The 16,236-nt window shown below is 74.2% G+C and carries 12 protein-coding genes; 11 read left to right on the top strand and 1 reads right to left on the bottom strand.

Annotated elements, in window-relative coordinates; translation table 11 throughout:
• The first annotated feature begins 3 nt into the window (after nt 1-3).
• The 11 genes from ACZ3X1_RS04490 (at nt 4) to ACZ3X1_RS04440 (ending at nt 15,237) form a co-directional block, all read left to right on the top strand.
• Complete coding sequence (locus tag ACZ3X1_RS04490) at nt 4-948, top strand: carbohydrate ABC transporter permease (RefSeq protein WP_467276503.1); 945 nt, start codon at nt 4-6, stop codon at nt 946-948.
• The gene (locus tag ACZ3X1_RS04485) at nt 945-1,799 is read left to right on the top strand and encodes a carbohydrate ABC transporter permease (RefSeq protein WP_356810082.1); all 855 of its coding nucleotides are present in this window, start codon (nt 945-947) and stop codon (nt 1,797-1,799) included. The genes ACZ3X1_RS04490 and ACZ3X1_RS04485 overlap by 4 nt, the downstream gene beginning before the upstream one ends.
• Before the next feature lie 5 nt (nt 1,800-1,804).
• Nucleotides 1,805-3,079, top strand: a complete 1,275-nt coding sequence (locus tag ACZ3X1_RS04480; RefSeq protein WP_467276498.1) for a 6-phospho-beta-glucosidase — start codon at nt 1,805-1,807, stop codon at nt 3,077-3,079.
• On the top strand, nt 3,070-4,059 hold the full coding sequence (locus ACZ3X1_RS04475; protein ID WP_467276496.1) for an N-acetylglucosamine kinase: 990 nt from the start codon (nt 3,070-3,072) through the stop codon (nt 4,057-4,059). The genes ACZ3X1_RS04480 and ACZ3X1_RS04475 overlap by 10 nt, the downstream gene beginning before the upstream one ends.
• Nucleotides 4,060-4,269: 210 nt before the next feature.
• The gene (locus tag ACZ3X1_RS04470) at nt 4,270-5,679 is read left to right on the top strand and encodes a hypothetical protein (RefSeq protein WP_362631412.1); all 1,410 of its coding nucleotides are present in this window, start codon (nt 4,270-4,272) and stop codon (nt 5,677-5,679) included.
• 143 nt (nt 5,680-5,822) lie between these two features.
• Nucleotides 5,823-6,773, top strand: coding sequence for a glutamate ABC transporter substrate-binding protein (locus ACZ3X1_RS04465; protein ID WP_356810145.1), 951 nt, complete (start codon nt 5,823-5,825; stop codon nt 6,771-6,773).
• Nucleotides 6,774-6,880: 107 nt separating this feature from the next.
• A complete protein-coding gene (locus tag ACZ3X1_RS04460; RefSeq protein WP_356810146.1) occupies nt 6,881-8,155 on the top strand; it encodes a hypothetical protein in 1,275 nt (424 codons plus the stop codon).
• A complete protein-coding gene (locus ACZ3X1_RS04455; RefSeq protein WP_467276491.1) occupies nt 8,152-11,223 on the top strand; it encodes a serine/threonine-protein kinase in 3,072 nt (1,023 codons plus the stop codon). Before ACZ3X1_RS04460 ends, ACZ3X1_RS04455 begins: the two co-directional genes overlap by 4 nt.
• A 132-nt stretch (nt 11,224-11,355) precedes the next feature.
• Nucleotides 11,356-12,810, top strand: a complete 1,455-nt coding sequence (locus ACZ3X1_RS04450) for a PP2C family protein-serine/threonine phosphatase (protein WP_467276488.1) — start codon at nt 11,356-11,358, stop codon at nt 12,808-12,810.
• Between the two features lie 33 nt (nt 12,811-12,843).
• Nucleotides 12,844-14,169 (top strand): hypothetical protein, encoded by a 1,326-nt coding sequence (locus ACZ3X1_RS04445; protein ID WP_467276485.1) that lies wholly within the window; start codon nt 12,844-12,846, stop codon nt 14,167-14,169.
• A gap of 45 nt (nt 14,170-14,214) precedes the next feature.
• Entirely contained in the window at nt 14,215-15,237 is a 1,023-nt protein-coding gene (locus ACZ3X1_RS04440) for an FHA domain-containing protein (RefSeq protein WP_467276483.1), read from the top strand.
• Here ACZ3X1_RS04440 and ACZ3X1_RS04435 read toward each other — a convergent pair whose 3' ends face one another.
• Nucleotides 15,238-16,236 carry a methyltransferase domain-containing protein gene (locus ACZ3X1_RS04435; protein WP_356810090.1) on the bottom strand — a complete coding sequence of 333 codons (999 nt, stop codon included), beginning with the start codon at nt 16,234-16,236 and terminating at the stop codon, nt 15,238-15,240.

Raw genomic sequence — 16,236 nt, 5'->3', positions numbered from 1 at the left:
CCGATGACCGCCTCCCCCGCCCTGCGGGCGAAGCGGCGCCGCGGCGCCCTGCGGACCGCGGCCTTCATGTCGCCCTGGCTGATCGGCTTCTCGGTCTTCTTCGTCTACCCGCTGCTGTCCACCCTGTACTTCTCCTTCACCCGGTACGACGGCTTCCGGCAGCCGGTCCCGAGCGGCCTGGACAACTGGAGGTACGTCTTCACGGACTATCCGCTGTTCTGGCCCGCGATGCGCAACACGCTCTGGCTGGTCCTGGTGATGGTGACCTGCCGGGTCGTCTTCGGCCTGGGCATCGGGCTGCTCATCACGAAGATCAAGACCGGGGCAGGGATCTTCCGGACCCTGTTCTACCTGCCCTACCTGGCCCCGCCGGTCGCCGCGACCCTGGCCTTCGTCTTCCTGCTCAACCCCGGCACCGGCCCCGTCAACACCCTGCTGGACGCGGTGGGACTGCCCGCCCCCGGCTGGTTCACCGACGCCGACTGGTCCAAGCCGGCCCTCACCGCCCTCGCGCTGTGGGGGGTGGGCGACCTGATGGTGATCTTCATGGCCGCGCTGCTCGACGTACCGAAGGAGCAGTACGAGGCGGCCGAGCTCGACGGGGCGGGCCCCTGGGCGCGCTTCCGGCACATCACACTGCCCAACATCGCGCCGATCGTCATGTTCGCCGTGGTCACCGGAATCATCCAGGCCATGCAGTACTACGCCCAGCCGCTGGTGGCCGGCAAGGTCGCGGCCGGCGTGATCGGCGGCTCGGGCCAGCAGTTCGAGCCGGGATACCCCGACAAGTCGACGCTGACCCTGCCCCAGCTCGTCCACAACCTCGGGTTCCAGCGCTTCGACTACGGCGCGGCCTGCGTCGTCGCGCTGGTCCTGTTCGCCCTCTCCATGGCCTTCACCGCACTCATGATGCGGCGCCGTGGCGGTCTGATCGGAGCAGGTGGATGAGCAGCGCGCACGGCCCGAGGCGCCACTCCTCGGCGGCCCTCCACTGGATCGGGGTGCACGCGCTCGGCGTGGCGGCCGCCCTGTTCTTCGTCCTCCCCTTCGTCTTCCTCCTGCTCACCTCCCTGATGGGCGACCGGCAGGCGCTGACCCGCGACCTGTGGCCCGACACGTGGGAGTGGGACAACTACGCGAAGGTGTGGCACACCCCGGGCTTCCTGACCTGGTGGCGCAACACGCTCCTGTACGCGGGACTGGGCACCCTGTTGACCGTGGTCTCCTCCGTGCCCGTCGCGTACGCGCTCGCCAGGTTCCGCTTCCGCGGCCGGCGGCTCGCGCTGCTGCTCGTGATCGCCACGATGATGCTGCCGCCGCAGGTGGTGGTCATCCCCATGTACCTGTTCTGGGCCAGGCAGCTCGACCTCTCGGGCACCCTGTGGCCGCTGATCGTCCCGATGGCCTTCGGTGACGCGTTCTCCATCTTCCTGCTCCGCCAGTTCCTGCTGACCATCCCCGACGAGTACCTGGACGCGGCCCGCGTGGACGGCTGCGGCGAGGTGCGCACCCTGCTGCGGGTGGTGCTGCCGATGGCCCGGCCCGGGATCGCCGCCGTCGCCCTCTTCCAGTTCTTCTGCGCCTGGAACGACTACTTCGGCCCGCAGATCTACGCCTCCGACAACCCCGCCGCCTGGACCCTCAGTTACGGACTGGAGTCCTTCAAGGGGGCGCACCACACCAACTGGAACCTGACCATGGCCGCGACCGTGCTGGTCATGGCCCCGGTGATCGTCCTCTTCTTCTTCGCCCAGAAGGCGTTCGTCGAGGGAGTCACCCTGACCGGCGTGAAAGGCTGACGACGTTGAAACTCGCAGTGGTGGGCGGCGGTTCCACCTACACCCCCGAACTGATCGACGGCTTCGCACGGCTGCGCGGCACCCTGCCGGTGAGCGAACTCGTGCTGATCGACCCGGCCACCGAGCGGCTGGAGCTGATCGGCGCCCTGGCCCGCCGGATCTTCGCCCGGCAGGGCCACGCCGGCAAGGTCACGACGACCACGGACCTCGACGCGGGCGTCGCCGGGGCCGACGCGGTCCTCCTGCAGCTGCGCGTCGGCGGACAGGCCGCCCGGCTCCAGGACGAGACCTGGCCCCTGGAGTGCGGCTGCGTCGGGCAGGAGACCACCGGAGCGGGCGGGCTCGCCAAGGCCCTGCGCACCGTTCCGGTGGTCCTGGACATCGCCGAGCGGGTCCGGCGGGCCAGCCCCGACGCCTGGATCATCGACTTCACCAACCCGGTCGGGATCGTCACCCGGGCCCTCCTGCGGGCCGGCCACAAGGCCGTCGGACTGTGCAACGTCGCCATCGGCCTCCAGCGCAAGTTCGCGGCCCTGCTGGATCTCGCCCCCCGCGACGTCCACCTGGACCACGTGGGCCTCAACCACCTCACCTGGGAGCTGGGCGTGCGCCGGGGCGGCCCGGACGGCGAGGACCTGCTGCCCGGGCTGCTCGCCGCGCACGGGGAGGCCGTGGCGTCCGACCTGCGGCTGCCGCGGGCGGTGCTGGACCGGCTCGGCGCCGTCCCCTCGTACTACCTGCGCTACTTCTACTCCCACGACGAGGTCGTGCGGGAGCTGGGCACCAGGCCCTCGCGGGCCGCCGAGGTCGCCGCGATGGAGCGCGAGCTCCTCGCCCTCTACGCGGATCCGGCGCTCGACGAGAAGCCCGCGCTGCTGGGGAAGCGGGGCGGCGCCTTCTACTCGGAGGCGGCCGTGGACCTGGCGGCCGCGCTGCTGGGCGACGGCGGCACGGACGTTCAGGTGGTCAACACGTACAACAACGGCACGCTGCCCTTCCTGCCGGACGACGCCGTCGTCGAGGTCCAGGCGCGCGTCCGCACCGTCGGCGGCGCCGGCCCCGTACCGCTGCCGGTGCCGCGCCTGGACCCGCTGTTCACCGGGCTGATCTCACACGTGGCGGCGTACGAGGAGCTCGCGCTGGACGCCGCCCTGCGGGGCGGCCGCGAGCGGGTGTTCAAGGCGCTGCTGGCGCACCCGCTGGTCGGCCAGTACGACTTGGCCGAAGGGCTGACCGACCGGCTCCTCGCGCACAACAAGGAGCATCTGCCATGGGCGTGACCCTCCCTCCGGTCCTGGCGATCGACGCGGGCAACAGCAAGACGGACGTCGCGCTCCTCGGCCCCGACGGGTCCGTGCTGGCCACCGGGCAGGCCGGTGGCTTCCAGCCGCCGCGGACCGGGGTGGCCGCGGCCGTGGACGTACTGGCCGAGGCCCTGGCCCGCGCCGGGGTGCACCCCGGCGTCGGGGGCGGGCCCGTCGCGGCGCACGTGTCGGCGTGCCTCGCGAACGCCGACTTCCCGGTGGAGGAGCGCCGGCTGGCGCGGGAGATCGAGCGCCGCGGCTGGGGGCGCACCACCGCGGTGCACAACGACACCTTCGCGCTGCTGCGCGCCGGACTGCCCACGGGCGCCGAACCGCGCGGTGTCGCGGTGGTGTGCGGGGCGGGCATCAACTGCGTCGGGATGGCCCCGGACGGGCGGACCGCGCGCTTCCCCGCGGTCGGGCGGATCTCGGGCGACTGGGGCGGCGGGGGCGGACTGGTCGAGGAGGCCCTGTGGTTCGCGGCCCGGGCGGAGGACGGGCGGGGCGGGGCGACGGAGCTGGCCCGGGCGCTGCCCGCACGCCTCGGCCACGGCTCGATGGCCTCGCTGATCGAGGCGATGCACCTCGGGGACGTGCCCGCCGGGCGGCGGCACGAACTGACCCCGGTGCTGTTCGAGGTGGCCGCCGCCGGGGACGCGGTGGCGCTCTCGCTGGTGGACCGTCAGGCGGACGAGGTCGTGGCCATGGCCGTGGTGGCCCTGGCCCGCCTGGGCCTGCTGGCCGAGGAGGTCCCGGTGGTGCTGGGCGGCGGGGTGCTGGCTGCCCGGCACCCGCGGCTCGACGAGCGGATCGCGGCCGGCCTCGCCGAACGCGCCCCGCACGCCCGCGTCACCGTGGTCACGGCGCCCCCGGTGCTGGGCGCCGGGCTGCTGGGCCTGGACGCGGCAGGGGCCCCGGCGGAGGCCCACGGAAAACTCCGTGCCCATTTCGGTTGAACCCGCCCGGGAATGCGTCCGGTCTGCAACCGTTACGGCCGTAAGGACGTATTGACGGTGAAGGGGTGACGAAAGGCGCCCGCGGGGGCGGATCGCCCCGGACCCGGCACCGGGTGCTGTGGTCCACCGGCACTACGGCCATACTGCTGCTGCGCAGGGGGGACTCCCCGGCGCCGGCTGGGGGACGACAGGACCGAGGGGGAGGTCACGGTGGCGATCACATCACGCGCGCCCGCGCCCGGGGGTGGTGCCTCCGCGCCGCCCGCCGGCGCGTCGGCGTCGCCGCCCGCCGGGCCACCCGGGCGGCGCACCGCCTGGTCGGAGGGAGTGCAGCGGCTGCGCGAGGAGGCCACCACCGAGCCGGGCCGGCTGCGGATCATCGGCGCGGTACTGGCCGCTCTGATCATGCTGTTCGGCATGGTCAGCGTGTGGGAGATCTCCGGCCGGGCCACCGCCGCCGACGACGTGGTGGGCCGCAGCCAGCCGCTGAGCGCGGACGCGGCCAGTATCTACCGCTCCCTGGCCGACGCCGACACCACCTCCTCCAGCGGTTTCCTCCTCGGCGCGCAGGAGCCGCGCGAGGTCCGCCAGCGCTACGAGAAGGACATCGCCAACGCCTCCCGCCTGCTGGTGAGCGCCGCCGCCAACACCGGCGGCAGCGAGGAGTCACGCGAGCAGATCGCCCTGCTGAGCGAACAGCTGCCGCGCTACACCGGCCTGATCGAGCAGGCCCGCGCCACCAACCGGCAGGGCCTGCCGCTGGGCGGCGCCTACCTCCGCTACGCCAACGAACAGATGACCACCCAGCTGCTGCCCGCCGCCCAGCGGCTCTACGAGGCGGAGACCCGGCGGCTGCACACCGACGACGACGACGCCCGGGCCTGGCCGCTGGGCTCGCTGGGCCTCGGCCTGCTCGCCGTGGCCGCCCTGGTGTGGGCGCAGCGGCGCAACTACCGGCACACGAACCGGGTCTTCAACCACGGCCTGGTGGCGGCGACCGCCGCCTCCGTGGTGGTGCTGCTCTGGCTGTCCGTCGGCCACACGGTGGCGCGTTCTTCGCTGAGTGAAGCCCGCACGGACGGGCAGGAGTCGATGAAGGTGCTCAACGACGCGCGGATCGCCTCCCTCCAGGCCCGGGCGAGTGAGAACCTGACACTGATCGCGCGGGGCGCCGTACTGGCCGAGGACAAGAAGTCCGACAAGTACGACGTGGACTTCACGAACAACATGAAGCAGCTGGACGCGGGGCTCGCGACCGCGCTGCGGCTGGCCGACGACGAAGACGGCCGGACGCCCGTGAGCCGTGCCGTGGACGGCGTGGAGCAGTGGAAGCAGCGGCACGCGGCGGCCCGGGAGGCGGACTTGAAGGGCGACTACGAATCCGCACTGCCCCAGGTCGTCGGGGACGAGCAGCACAAGGAGAGCAGCGGCGCCGCCTTCGACACCGTGGACGCCTCCCTGGAACGTGCCGTCGCCCACGAGCAGCGGGAGTTCACCCGAGCGGCCCAGGACGGGATCGGGGCGCTCGGCGGTCTGGTGACGGGCTCGGCGGTACTGGCGGTCATCGGCGCGACAGCGGCCCTGCTCGGTATCGGGCGCAGGCTTTCGGAGTACAGGTGAGAGCGATGCGGATACGGGCGCGGCGGGCCGCCGAGGGCCATGAGGAGTACGAGGAGCACGAGGGCCGCACACGTGCCCCCGGCGCACGGTCCGGCGTCCGGCGGGCCGCGGGCCGGCTGCGCGGCTGGGGCGGCGTGAGCGCGATGGCCGTCGCCTGCGCCGTGACGGCCGCGACGGTGCTGCTGCCGCTGGCCCACGCGACCACGGACACCGCACCCGGTGTCCCCCGCCGTCCTGCCTCGGCGGTGGCGGCTCCGGCGGCGCCCTGGGTCCTCACGGACACCTGCCAGGACCCCGAGGCCAGCCTGCGCCCGTCCGACGTGGACGGGGCGGCCATCGCGCGGATCAAGGCGGCGGGCAAGCTCGTCGCGGGCGTGGACCAGAACAGCTTCCGCTGGGGTTACCGCAACCAGACCGCGGAGGGCGGCCGCCTCGACGGCTTCGACATCGACCTGGTCAAGGCCATCGCCAAGGACATCCTGGGCGACGAGAACGCGGTCATCTACCGGGCCATCCCGACCAGCCAGCGCGTCCCCGCCCTCCAGGAGGGCCGCGTCGACATCGTCGTGCGGACCATGACCATCAACTGCAAGCGGCTGGAGGACGTCGCCTTCTCGACGGCCTACTTCGAGGCCGGACAGCAGGTGCTGGCCCCCAAGGGCTCGCCGATCACCGGGTACGACCCCTCGCTGAAGGACAAGCGGATCTGCGTCGCGGCCGGTTCCACGGCGGAGAGCGCGCTCAAGGCCCAGTCGTACGGATCCCGGCCGGTCACCGTCGCCAACCAGCTGGACTGCCTGGTCCGGCTCCAGCTGCACGAGGTCGACGGCATCATCACGGACAACGCCCTCGCCGCCGGCCAGGCCGCGCAAGATCCCTCGGTGCGGCTGGTGGGCTCGCCCTTCACCCGCGAGTTCTACGGGGTCGCGATGAACAAGGACGCCCCCGACCTGGTCCGCCGGGTCAACAAGGTGCTGGAGAACTACCGCGCGGGCGGCAACGACAGCCCGTGGATGAGGGCCTACCTCAAGCACCTCCAGCCCGTGCTGCCCGGCGTGAGCGCCCCGCCCGCGCCCAAGTACCGGGACGGCTGAGGCCGGTGGCGATTCCGGGCACGAGAGCGGACGCGGAGGGCGGCGGGGAAGCGAACACGGAGGCGGCGGAAGCGGAGGCACGGTCGGTGGAGACGGGGTCGGCAGTGATGGACCGGGACGGCGTCGACCGGGCCCTGGCCCGGCTGGGCGCGGAGCACGAGGCCGTCGAGACCTCGCTGCTCGCCCTCCAGGACCACGCGGGACGCCGGCTGCTGGAGGGCGCCGAGCTGACCGGGCTCACCAAGGAGCGGTGGGCGGCGGCCGACGCGGACATCACGCGCCTGTGGAGGTACTTCGACGCCTACAGCGGCGCGCTGACCGCCGCCCGGGAGATCCGTGAGCGGCGCCGCTGGCCCCACCGCGAGGACCTGGTCGAGCTGACCGAGCGGCTGCGCGGGCCCGGCGTCCTGATCGCCGGGGCCGCCACGGAGGGCGCCGCACTGGCGGAACGGCTCTCCCTCGCCGAGCTCGTGACCCGGATGAACGACCTCTACGCGCGTTCGCTGGACGTGGTGGTCGCCGCCGACGCCGTGTGGTCGGCGCTGCCCGCCCGGATCGACCTGCTCGCCGCCGAACTGCACCGCACCCGTTCGCTGGCCCACTCCGTGGGCGTGCGCCCGGGCGAGCACCCCTCGGGCGACGACCTGGAGTACATCACCGCCGAGCTCACGGAGCTGCGCACCCAGGTGATCGCGGACCCGCTGGCCTTCTGGCGTTCCACCGCGGGCAGTTCCGCGCCCGGCGGCGGACGGCCGGACACCGCCCGCTACGACCGGGCCGCGCTCGCGCTGGAGGACGTCCGCCGGGAGGTCGAGGCGGTGCTGGCCGTACGGCAGGACGCCGAGCAGCGGCTGATCAGCCTGCGCGACGTGCTCTCGCGGGCCGACCGGACCCTGGCGGAGGCGCGGACGGCGCGCGGCGAGGTGCTGGCGAAGATCGCCGCGTCCGAGGTGCCCGTGGTCAGCGGCCCCCCGACGGTGCTCCAGGAGCAGCTCGCGGCGGCTGCCGAGCACCGGCGCCACGCACGCTGGCACCGGCTCTCGCCGCTGCTGGAATCCCTGGAGGAAAGGGCCGAGGAGGAACTGCGCCGGGCCCGTGAATCGTTGACCGCGGTGACGGCCCCGCTGGCCGTGCGGGCCGAGCTGCGCGGGCGTCTCGACGCCTACAAGGCGAAGGTGGCCCGGCACGGGCTGGCGGAGGACCCCCTGCTGATCGAGAGGTACGACGTGGCCCGGCGGATGCTGTGGAGCGCGCCCTGCGATCTGCGGGCCGCCGAACAGGCCGTCCTGCGCTACCAGCAGGCGGCCGCCGAGTCGCTGGTGCCGCGGCACCGGCCCGAGCAGACGATCCGGCCCGAGGGGCCGGGGACGGAGGACGCATGAGCATGATCGGAGCAGCGTGCGTTCGCCCCGGCTGCCCGGGATCGTACGAGGACATGGGCGGCGGCGAGCTGTACTGCGACACCTGCGGACTGGCTCCTGTCGGTTCGATCGCGGCGGGTGCCGAGGAACTGGTGTCGCCGCCGACGGGGATGACGAGCGCGGCCCGCGGCTCGCTGGGATCCGGCGGGTCCCGGGGCTCCCACGGATCGCCGGGCTCGCAGGGGTCCCACGGCTCGGCGCGCTCCTCGGCGTCGGCGCGCTCCTCCCGGTCCTCCTCGTCCCGCCGTTCGGTGTCGGGGCGGCTCTCGCGGTCGCTCACGGGGCAGGGCTCCACCCGTTCGGTGTCGGTGCGCAGTTCGGGCTCGGCCGCCTCCTCCTCGGGGCGCAGCAGGCTGGGCGCAGGTCTGGTCAACGTGCCGGAGGTGCCGCGTCCGGACCCTTCGGCGGCGGTCCTGGAGAATCCGGAGGTGCCGGAGCGCAAGCGCTTCTGCTCGCGTTCGGACTGCGGCGCCCCGGTGGGCCGGGCCCGCGGGGACCGGCCGGGCCGGACCGAGGGCTTCTGCACCAAGTGCGGCCACCCCTACTCCTTCGTGCCCAAGCTGCGCGCCGGTGAAGTGGTGCGCGGCCAGTACGAGGTGGCGGGCTGCCTCGCGCACGGCGGTCTGGGCTGGGTGTACCTGGCGGTGGACCGGGCGGTCGCGGACCGGTGGGTGGTCCTGAAGGGCCTGCTGGACACCGGGGACCAGGACGCGATGGAAGCCGCGATCTCGGAGCGGCGCTTCCTCGCGGAGATCGAGCACTCCAACATCGTGCGGATCTACAACTTCGTGGAGCACCTGGACCAGCGGACCGGTTCGCTGGACGGGTACATCGTCATGGAGTACGTCGGCGGCAAGTCGCTGAAGGAGATCGCGAACGAGCGGCGCAGGCCGGACGGCCGGCGTGATCCGCTGCCGGTGGAGCAGGCCTGCGCGTACGGCATCGAGGCGCTGGAGGCGCTGGGCCACCTGCACAGCCGGAACCTGCTGTACTGCGACTTCAAGGTCGACAACGCGATCCAGCAGCAGGACCAGCTGAAGCTGATCGACATGGGGGCGGTGCGGCGGATGGACGACGAGGAGTCGGCCATCTACGGCACGGTGGGCTACCAGGCCCCGGAGGTCGCGGAGCTGGGGCCGTCGGTGGCCTCGGACCTCTACACGGTGGCGCGGACGCTGGCCGTCCTGACGTTCGACTTCCAGGGCTACACCAACGTGTTCGTGGATTCGCTGCCGGATCCGGAGCACATCGAGGTGTTCCGGCGGTACGAGTCCTTCTACCGGCTGCTGGTCCGGGCGACCGACCCGGACCCGGGGCGGCGGTTCGCCTCCGCGCAGGAGATGGCCGACCAGCTGACGGGCGTGCTGCGGGAGGTGGTCGCGCTGCAGACGGGCCGTCCGCGGCCGCAGCTGTCCACCCTCTTCGGCCCGGAACTGCGGGTCCCGGACACCCTGCTGTTCACCGGCACGGACACGTCGGACACGATCGTCTCCCGACTGGGCCACCGCCCGGTCGCCTCCCGGCCGTTCGCCTCCCGGTGGGGTGGCGGGCTCTTCGGCCTCGTCGGCCGCGGCCCCGCCCGGTCCGGGATCCCGGCCCCGTCGGCGGCCACCGGCACGTCGGGCCCGCAGGGCACCACCCCGCCGGCCGGCGTCGGCCTGCCCGGGCAGCCGCACGGGCCCGGCGGCACGCCGGACACGTGGCACCCTGCCCCCGGCGGCCCGGGGGCCCGGCCGGGATCCGCCTCCCCGGGCGGGACCACCGGTACCTGGCACCCCGCGCCCGGCGGTGCGCCCGTGGCCGGGGGCGGGACCCCGCCCGGCGGCGTCGGCCTGCCGGGAGCAGCCGCGCCGGCGGGATCCGGCGCGCCCCGAAGCGTCCCCCTGGCCGGAACGCCGGGGACATGGGCACCCGCGCCCGGCCTTTCCGGCGGGCCCGGCGGCGTCGGCCTGGCCGGGGCGGGCGGCGCGGCCCCCGGCGGGGACGGGCTGGAGAGCAGCGTGACGCATGTTGCGGGGACCGGGGTGCCCCTGGCGCGGCGGGCGCCGGCGGCGGGCCCCGGGCCCGCGTCCCCGCCGGCCGCCCCCGCGGCAACGGCGGCGCCGGTCACGACCCTCGACGCCCGTGACACCGCGCTGGCGCTCCCCGTGCCGCTCGTGGACGCCGCCGACCCCAACGCCGGTTTCCTGACCGGTCTGCTGGCCTCCGCACCCGCCGACCTGCTCGGCGCGCTGGCCTCCGCGCCCGCCGACTCGGCCGAGTTGCGGCTGCGGGAGCTGCGGGCGCGGCTGGAGCTGGGCGAACTGTCCGCGGCCGGGGACGCCCTGGCCGAGCTGGAGGCCCGCCACCCGGACGACTGGCGCGTCGTGTGGGCCCGCGGCATCGCCTCGCTCGCCACCGGTGACGACGAGATAGCGGCGCTGTCCTTCGACGCGATCTACGACGCCTTCCCGGGCGAGCCCGCGCCGAAGCTGGCCCTCGGGCTGTGCGCGGAGGTGCTGGGCCAGCTGGACAACGCCGCCGAGTACTACCGCCTGGTCTGGATCACCGATCCGGGATTCGTCAGCGCGGCCTTCGGGCTGGCGCGGGTCCAACTGGCCGCCGGCAACCGGGACGCAGCGGTGCGCACGCTGGAATCCGTACCGGAGGCGTCCATCCACTACACCGCCGCGCGGGTGGCGGCGGTACGCGCACGTCTGCGCGACCGGTCACCGGACGAGCCGCTGCTGGCCGATCTTTCGGCGGCCGCCGACCAGGTGGAGGCCCTGCGGAGGTTCGGGCTGGACCCGGAACGGCAGGAGTCGCTGGCGACGGAGGTTCTGGGCTCGGCCCTGGACTGGGTACTGTCGGGCAGCCGGGGTGCCGACCCCGGCCGTACCTCGCTGCTCGGCAGTCAACTGGACGAGCGGGGCCTGCGCTTCGGACTGGAGCGCTCGTACCGCGTCCTCGCACGGCTGGCACGGCGTGGCGAGGAGAGGATCGAACTGGTGGAGCGGGCCAACCGTTTCCGCCCCCGGACGTGGGTGTGATTGATGTCGATGCATCGGCCGTCGGGCTGCCCCAGCTGCGCGGAACCCCTGGAAGAGGGTGACCGTTTCTGCGGCCTCTGCGGCTACGCCCTGACCTCTTCCCCTCCGGTCGCGTCCACGGACCACCCGACCGTGCCCATCCCACCGGCGCCCCCGGCGCCCGCCGCACCGCCCGCTCCGGTCCGGGCCGCCCCCGCGGGCGGGTACGGGCTGCCGGCGCCGGCCGCCTCGCACGGCTCCGCCGGCGCCGGTGAACCCGCCCCCGGCTGGGGCAGCGTGGCCGCCGCCGCGCCGACCCTGGTGGGGGACCCGGCCGACTGGGCCACCGCCCCGGCACAGCACCAGCCGGAAGAGGAACCGGAGCGGGAGGGGGAACAGGAGCCGGAGCCCGGGCCGTGCCCGCCCGGCGCCGCGTACCCGGGCCACGAGAACCCGTACGGCACCGGCAGGGGTCCGGCGGACGGCCCCGAGACGCGGCACGACCGTCCCGGCGGCGACCGTCCCGGCCACCCCGGCACGCCCCCCGGGGCCACGCCCTGGGGCACGGGCGAGGCCGCCCACGAGGCCCCGTACGAGAACCCGTACGAGAACGGCTACGACAGCCCGCCCCCGTCCGGCGCGGCGCCCGGCGGGAAGACCTGCGTGGCCTGCCGGGCCGGGCACGTCGACACCGACGGGTACTGCGAGCACTGCGGGCACGCGCAGCCCCGCGAGCGCGACCACGTCGAGGAGGAGCTCGGCAGCGTCGCCGCCGTCAGCGACCGGGGCTTGCGCCACCACCGCAACGAGGACTCGTTCGCCGTGTCGGCCACCGCCCTGCCCGACGGCTCCGCCGCCACGGTGGCCATCGTGTGCGACGGGGTGTCCTCCGCGAGCCGCCCGGACGAGGCGTCGGCCGCCGCGGCCGCCGCCGCCAACGAGGCGCTGCTGGAGGCGCTCCCCCGCGGCGCGCACCCCCAGGAGGCCATGCACGAGGCGATCCTGGCCGCCGCCGCGGCGGTCAACGCACTGGCTCCGGAGGTCCCGGGCGCGCAGAACGCGCCCGCCTGCACCCTGGTCGGCGCCGTCGTCAGCGGCGGCCTGCTCACCATCGGCTGGGTCGGCGACAGCCGCGCCTACTGGGTGCCCGACGACCGCGCCGCACTGCCCCGCCGCCTCACCGAGGACGACTCCTGGGCCGCCCAGATGGTCGCCGCCGGCCTGATGGGCGAGGCCGAGGCCTACGCGGACGTCCGCGCCCACGCCATCACCGGCTGGCTCGGGGCCGACGCGTACGACCTCGAACCGCACACCGCGATCTTCAAGCCGGACCACCCCGGCGTGGTGGTGGTCTGCACCGACGGACTGTGGAACTACGCGGAGTCCGCGCGGGAGATGACCCAGGTGCTGCCCGCCGACGCCGCGGTACGCCCGCTGCACAGCGCGCAGGTGCTCGTGGGGCACGCCCTCGACGGCGGCGGCCACGACAACATCACCGTGGCCGTCGTGCCGTTCGCCACGCAGACCGAACGGGAACCGGGTGCGGCACCGCAGCCCGGACCGGCTGCAGCACCGGAACCGGAAGTGGAAGCGCGCCCGCAGGTCTGACCCGCCTGCCCGAGCCCTCTAGGAGTCCAGCCGATGGCGAATTTCGCCAAGCCGAGCGCCCCGCGCTTCAGCGTGGACGTGTACCAGAACGAGTTCCTTCCCGAAGGCGGGCGGGACGTCCACGCCATCGTCACCGTCACCGCCACGGGCGGCGGCAGCGTCACCCGCGGGACGCCCGCCGACGGCACGGCCGCCGTCGTGATCATGGTCGACTGCTCGGGTTCCATGGAGTACCCGCCGGAGAAGATGCGCGGCGCCCGCGAGGCCACCGCCGCGGCGATCGACACCCTGCGCGACGGCACCGCCTTCGCGGTGATCGCCGGCACTCACGTGGCCAAGGAGGTCTATCCGGGCCAGGGCCGCCTCGCCGTCGCCGACCCCGCCACCCGCGCCCGGGCCAAGGACGCCCTGCGCGGCCTCAGCGCCGGCGGCGGCACCGCCATCGGCACCTGGCTGCGCCTGGCCGACGGCCTGCTGCGCGGCTCCACCGCCGCCATCCGCCACGGCATCCTGCTGACCGACGGGCGCAACGAGCACGAGGAGCCGGCCGTCCTGCGCGCCACCCTCGACGCCTGCGCGGGCCGCTTCACCTGCGACGCCCGCGGTGTGGGCACCGACTGGGAGGTGAAGGAGGTCACCGGCGTCGCCAGCGCCCTCCTCGGCTCCGCCGACATCGTGGCCGACCCGGCCCACCTCACCGAGGACTTCACGCTCATGATGGAGAACGTCATGGGCAAGGAGGTCGCGGACGTCTCGCTGCGCCTGTGGACCCCGGTCGGCGTGGAGATCCAGTACGTCAAGCAGGTCGCTCCCGCCGTCCAGGACCTGACGGCCCGCCGCACCGACACGGGCCCGCGCGCCGGTGACTATCCGACCGGTTCGTGGGGCGACGAGTCCCGCGAGTACCACGTGTGCGTACGCGTCCCCGGGGCGGCCGTCGGCCAGGAGATGCTCGCCTCCCGCGTCACGCTCGTCCGGCCGGCGACCGGCGGCGAACCCGAGGCCGTCCTGGCCCAGGGCCTGGTGCGCGCGGTGTGGACGAACGACCTGGCCGCCTCCACCGCCATCAACCCGCAGGTCGCCCACTACACGGGGCAGGCGGAGCTGGCGCAGGCTATCCAGCAGGGCCTCGAAGCCCGCAAAATGGGCGATGTCGACGGCGCTACGGCCAAACTCGGACGGGCCGTGCAACTGGCGAGCGTCTCCGGCAACGCCGACACAGCACGACTCCTGTCGAAGGTGGTGGATGTGGTGGACGCGGTGGCAGGTACTGTGCGGCTGAAAGCGAAGGTTGCCGACGCCGACGAGATGACTCTCGAAACCCGTTCGACGCAGACCGTCCGAGTGAAGAAGTTCTGAGAGCCTCCCGCGATGACGCAGGGAGAAGAAGGGGGAAGAGCCGCCATGCCGACCTGCCCGAACGGGCACCAGTCCGCCTCCGACGACTGGTGCGAGGTCTGCGGCCACCGCATGGGTACCCCTGAGGGACCCCCCTCGGTGCCTTCCTACGGCTACGGCTTCCCCCCGACCGCCGGTGAACCGACCGCCCAGGCCGAGCTGTGTCCGCAGTGCCGGACCCCGCGCGAGGCCATGGCCCCGTTCTGCGAGGAGTGCCGGTACAACTACCTGACCCGTTCCGCGACCTCGTACGCGTCCCCGGCGGCGGACCCGGGGCCCCCGGCGCCCGGCACCGGAGCCGGTGCGGGTGCCCCCGCCGGGCCGCGTCCCGGGAGCCCGCCCCCGCCGCCCGTGCCCGCGCCGGGCACGTACGCGCAGGACCACTTCGAGTACCAGGGTTCGCGTCCGTCCCGGGTCAACCGCCCGGCCGAGCCGCTCCAGCGCGAGGACGACTGGATGCTGTCGCCGCCGGCACACGAGCCGCCGCCGGCGTACCAGCAGGCTCCGCAGCCCCCGCAGCCCCAGTACCAGCAGCAGCCCCCGCAGCAGCACCAGCGGGAGTACCAGCAGGAGTACCGGCAGCAGCCCCAGACGCCGCCGTACCAGCCGCACCCGCCCCAGGGCGGCGCCTGGAGCGCGACGATCGGCCCGGACCGCTCGTACTTCATGGCGATGATGCAGCGCAGCGGACCCGAGGCGACCGGCCTCAACCTGCCCGCGTACTCCCCGGAGCAGCACCTCCCGCTGTCCGGCGGCCAGATCACCATCGGCCGCCGCCGCGCGTCCACGGGCGAGTCCCCCGACATCGACCTGTCGGTGCCCCCGGAGGACCCCGGCGTCTCCCACCAGCACGCGGTGCTGGTGCAGCAGCCCGACATGAGCTGGGCGGTGGTGGACCAGAACTCCACCAACGGCACCACCATCAACGGCGGCGAGGACCCGATCCAGCCCTACGTCCCGGTCCCGCTGGCCGACGGCGACCGCGTCCACGTGGGTGCCTGGACCACGATCACCATCCGCCGCGGCTGATCACAGCTGTCCCAGGGGCCACACGTAGGGCCCCTGGGGGTCGTCCAGCCACGACCACTGGCCCTCGGGGCCGACCGAGACCCCGAAGCGTTCGCGGCCCGGCCGGCCCTCGCTGCGCCACAGGTCCAGGGCCTCGCGGGGGTGCAGTACCCCGGCGGTCAGCACGAGCATGAACTGGAAGCGCTCGTTCTCCACCAGCTCGTACGGGAGCCCGCGCACCATGGCCATCCGGTCGGGAGGCGGTACGGCCGTGGCCCCGCGCAGCGGGACGAAGTACGCCGCGGTGTGCAGGAAGCGGCCCTCCGCGAAATCGGCGTCCCGCACCGTGAGGGCGATCAGCCCGGTCGACAGCGGGGCGAGGATCCGCGCCCCCGGCCGGCACTGGCCGAGCCAGGCGTGCGGGACCAGCGGGAGGGTGCAGGTCACCAGGATCCGGTCGAACGGTGCCCGGGCGGGACAGCCGCGGGCGCCGTCCCCGGTGACGACGGTCGGGTGGTAGCCGAGCTGGGCCAGGTGGGCCCGGGCGGACTCGGTGATCTCCTCGTCCAGGTCCACGGTGGTGACGTGCTCGTCGCCGAGGCGGTGGCTGAGCAGGGCCGCGTTGTAGCCGGTGCCCGCGCCGATCTCCAGGACGTCGTCGCCGTCGCGCACGTCGAGGGCGGCCAGCATCTTCGCCATCAGGGAGGGCTGGCTGCTGGAGGAGACCAGCCGGCCGTCGCGCAGCCGGGTCGCGAGCGGCGCGTCGACGTACACGCCGCGCAGCCAGCGGGCCCGCTGCCCGGGGTCGGGGTCCTCGCCCCAGAGCCGTTCGTGGCCGGCGCCGCGTTCGGTCCAGAAGTAGGGGACGAAGACGTGCCGGGGCACGGCCGCGAAGGCCGCCCGCCAGCGCGGGTCGTCCAGTACGCCGGCCGCGGTCAGCTCCCGCACCTGGGCGGCGTGCGCGGTCTCCCGCAGGTCCCGGGTCTCGGAGCGTGCGGTGTGTGCGGTGTGTGCACCCAT

Source organism: Streptomyces sp. NPDC023541 (assembly GCF_055559995.1).
Note: the sequence above shows the minus strand (reverse complement) of the source record. Positions and strands in the feature narration are given on the sequence as shown.

Coding starts and splice junctions, on each gene's coding strand:
- ACZ3X1_RS04440 (WP_467276483.1), top strand. CDS start 14,215: ATGCCGACCTGCCCGAACGGGCACCAGTCCGCCTCCGACGACTGGTGC.
- ACZ3X1_RS04475 (WP_467276496.1), top strand. CDS start 3,070: ATGGGCGTGACCCTCCCTCCGGTCCTGGCGATCGACGCGGGCAACAGC.
- ACZ3X1_RS04465 (WP_356810145.1), top strand. CDS start 5,823: ATGGCCGTCGCCTGCGCCGTGACGGCCGCGACGGTGCTGCTGCCGCTG.
- ACZ3X1_RS04455 (WP_467276491.1), top strand. CDS start 8,152: ATGAGCATGATCGGAGCAGCGTGCGTTCGCCCCGGCTGCCCGGGATCG.
- ACZ3X1_RS04485 (WP_356810082.1), top strand. CDS start 945: ATGAGCAGCGCGCACGGCCCGAGGCGCCACTCCTCGGCGGCCCTCCAC.
- ACZ3X1_RS04490 (WP_467276503.1), top strand. CDS start 4: ATGACCGCCTCCCCCGCCCTGCGGGCGAAGCGGCGCCGCGGCGCCCTG.
- ACZ3X1_RS04445 (WP_467276485.1), top strand. CDS start 12,844: ATGGCGAATTTCGCCAAGCCGAGCGCCCCGCGCTTCAGCGTGGACGTG.
- ACZ3X1_RS04435 (WP_356810090.1), bottom strand. CDS start 16,236: ATGGGTGCACACACCGCACACACCGCACGCTCCGAGACCCGGGACCTG.
- ACZ3X1_RS04460 (WP_356810146.1), top strand. CDS start 6,881: ATGGACCGGGACGGCGTCGACCGGGCCCTGGCCCGGCTGGGCGCGGAG.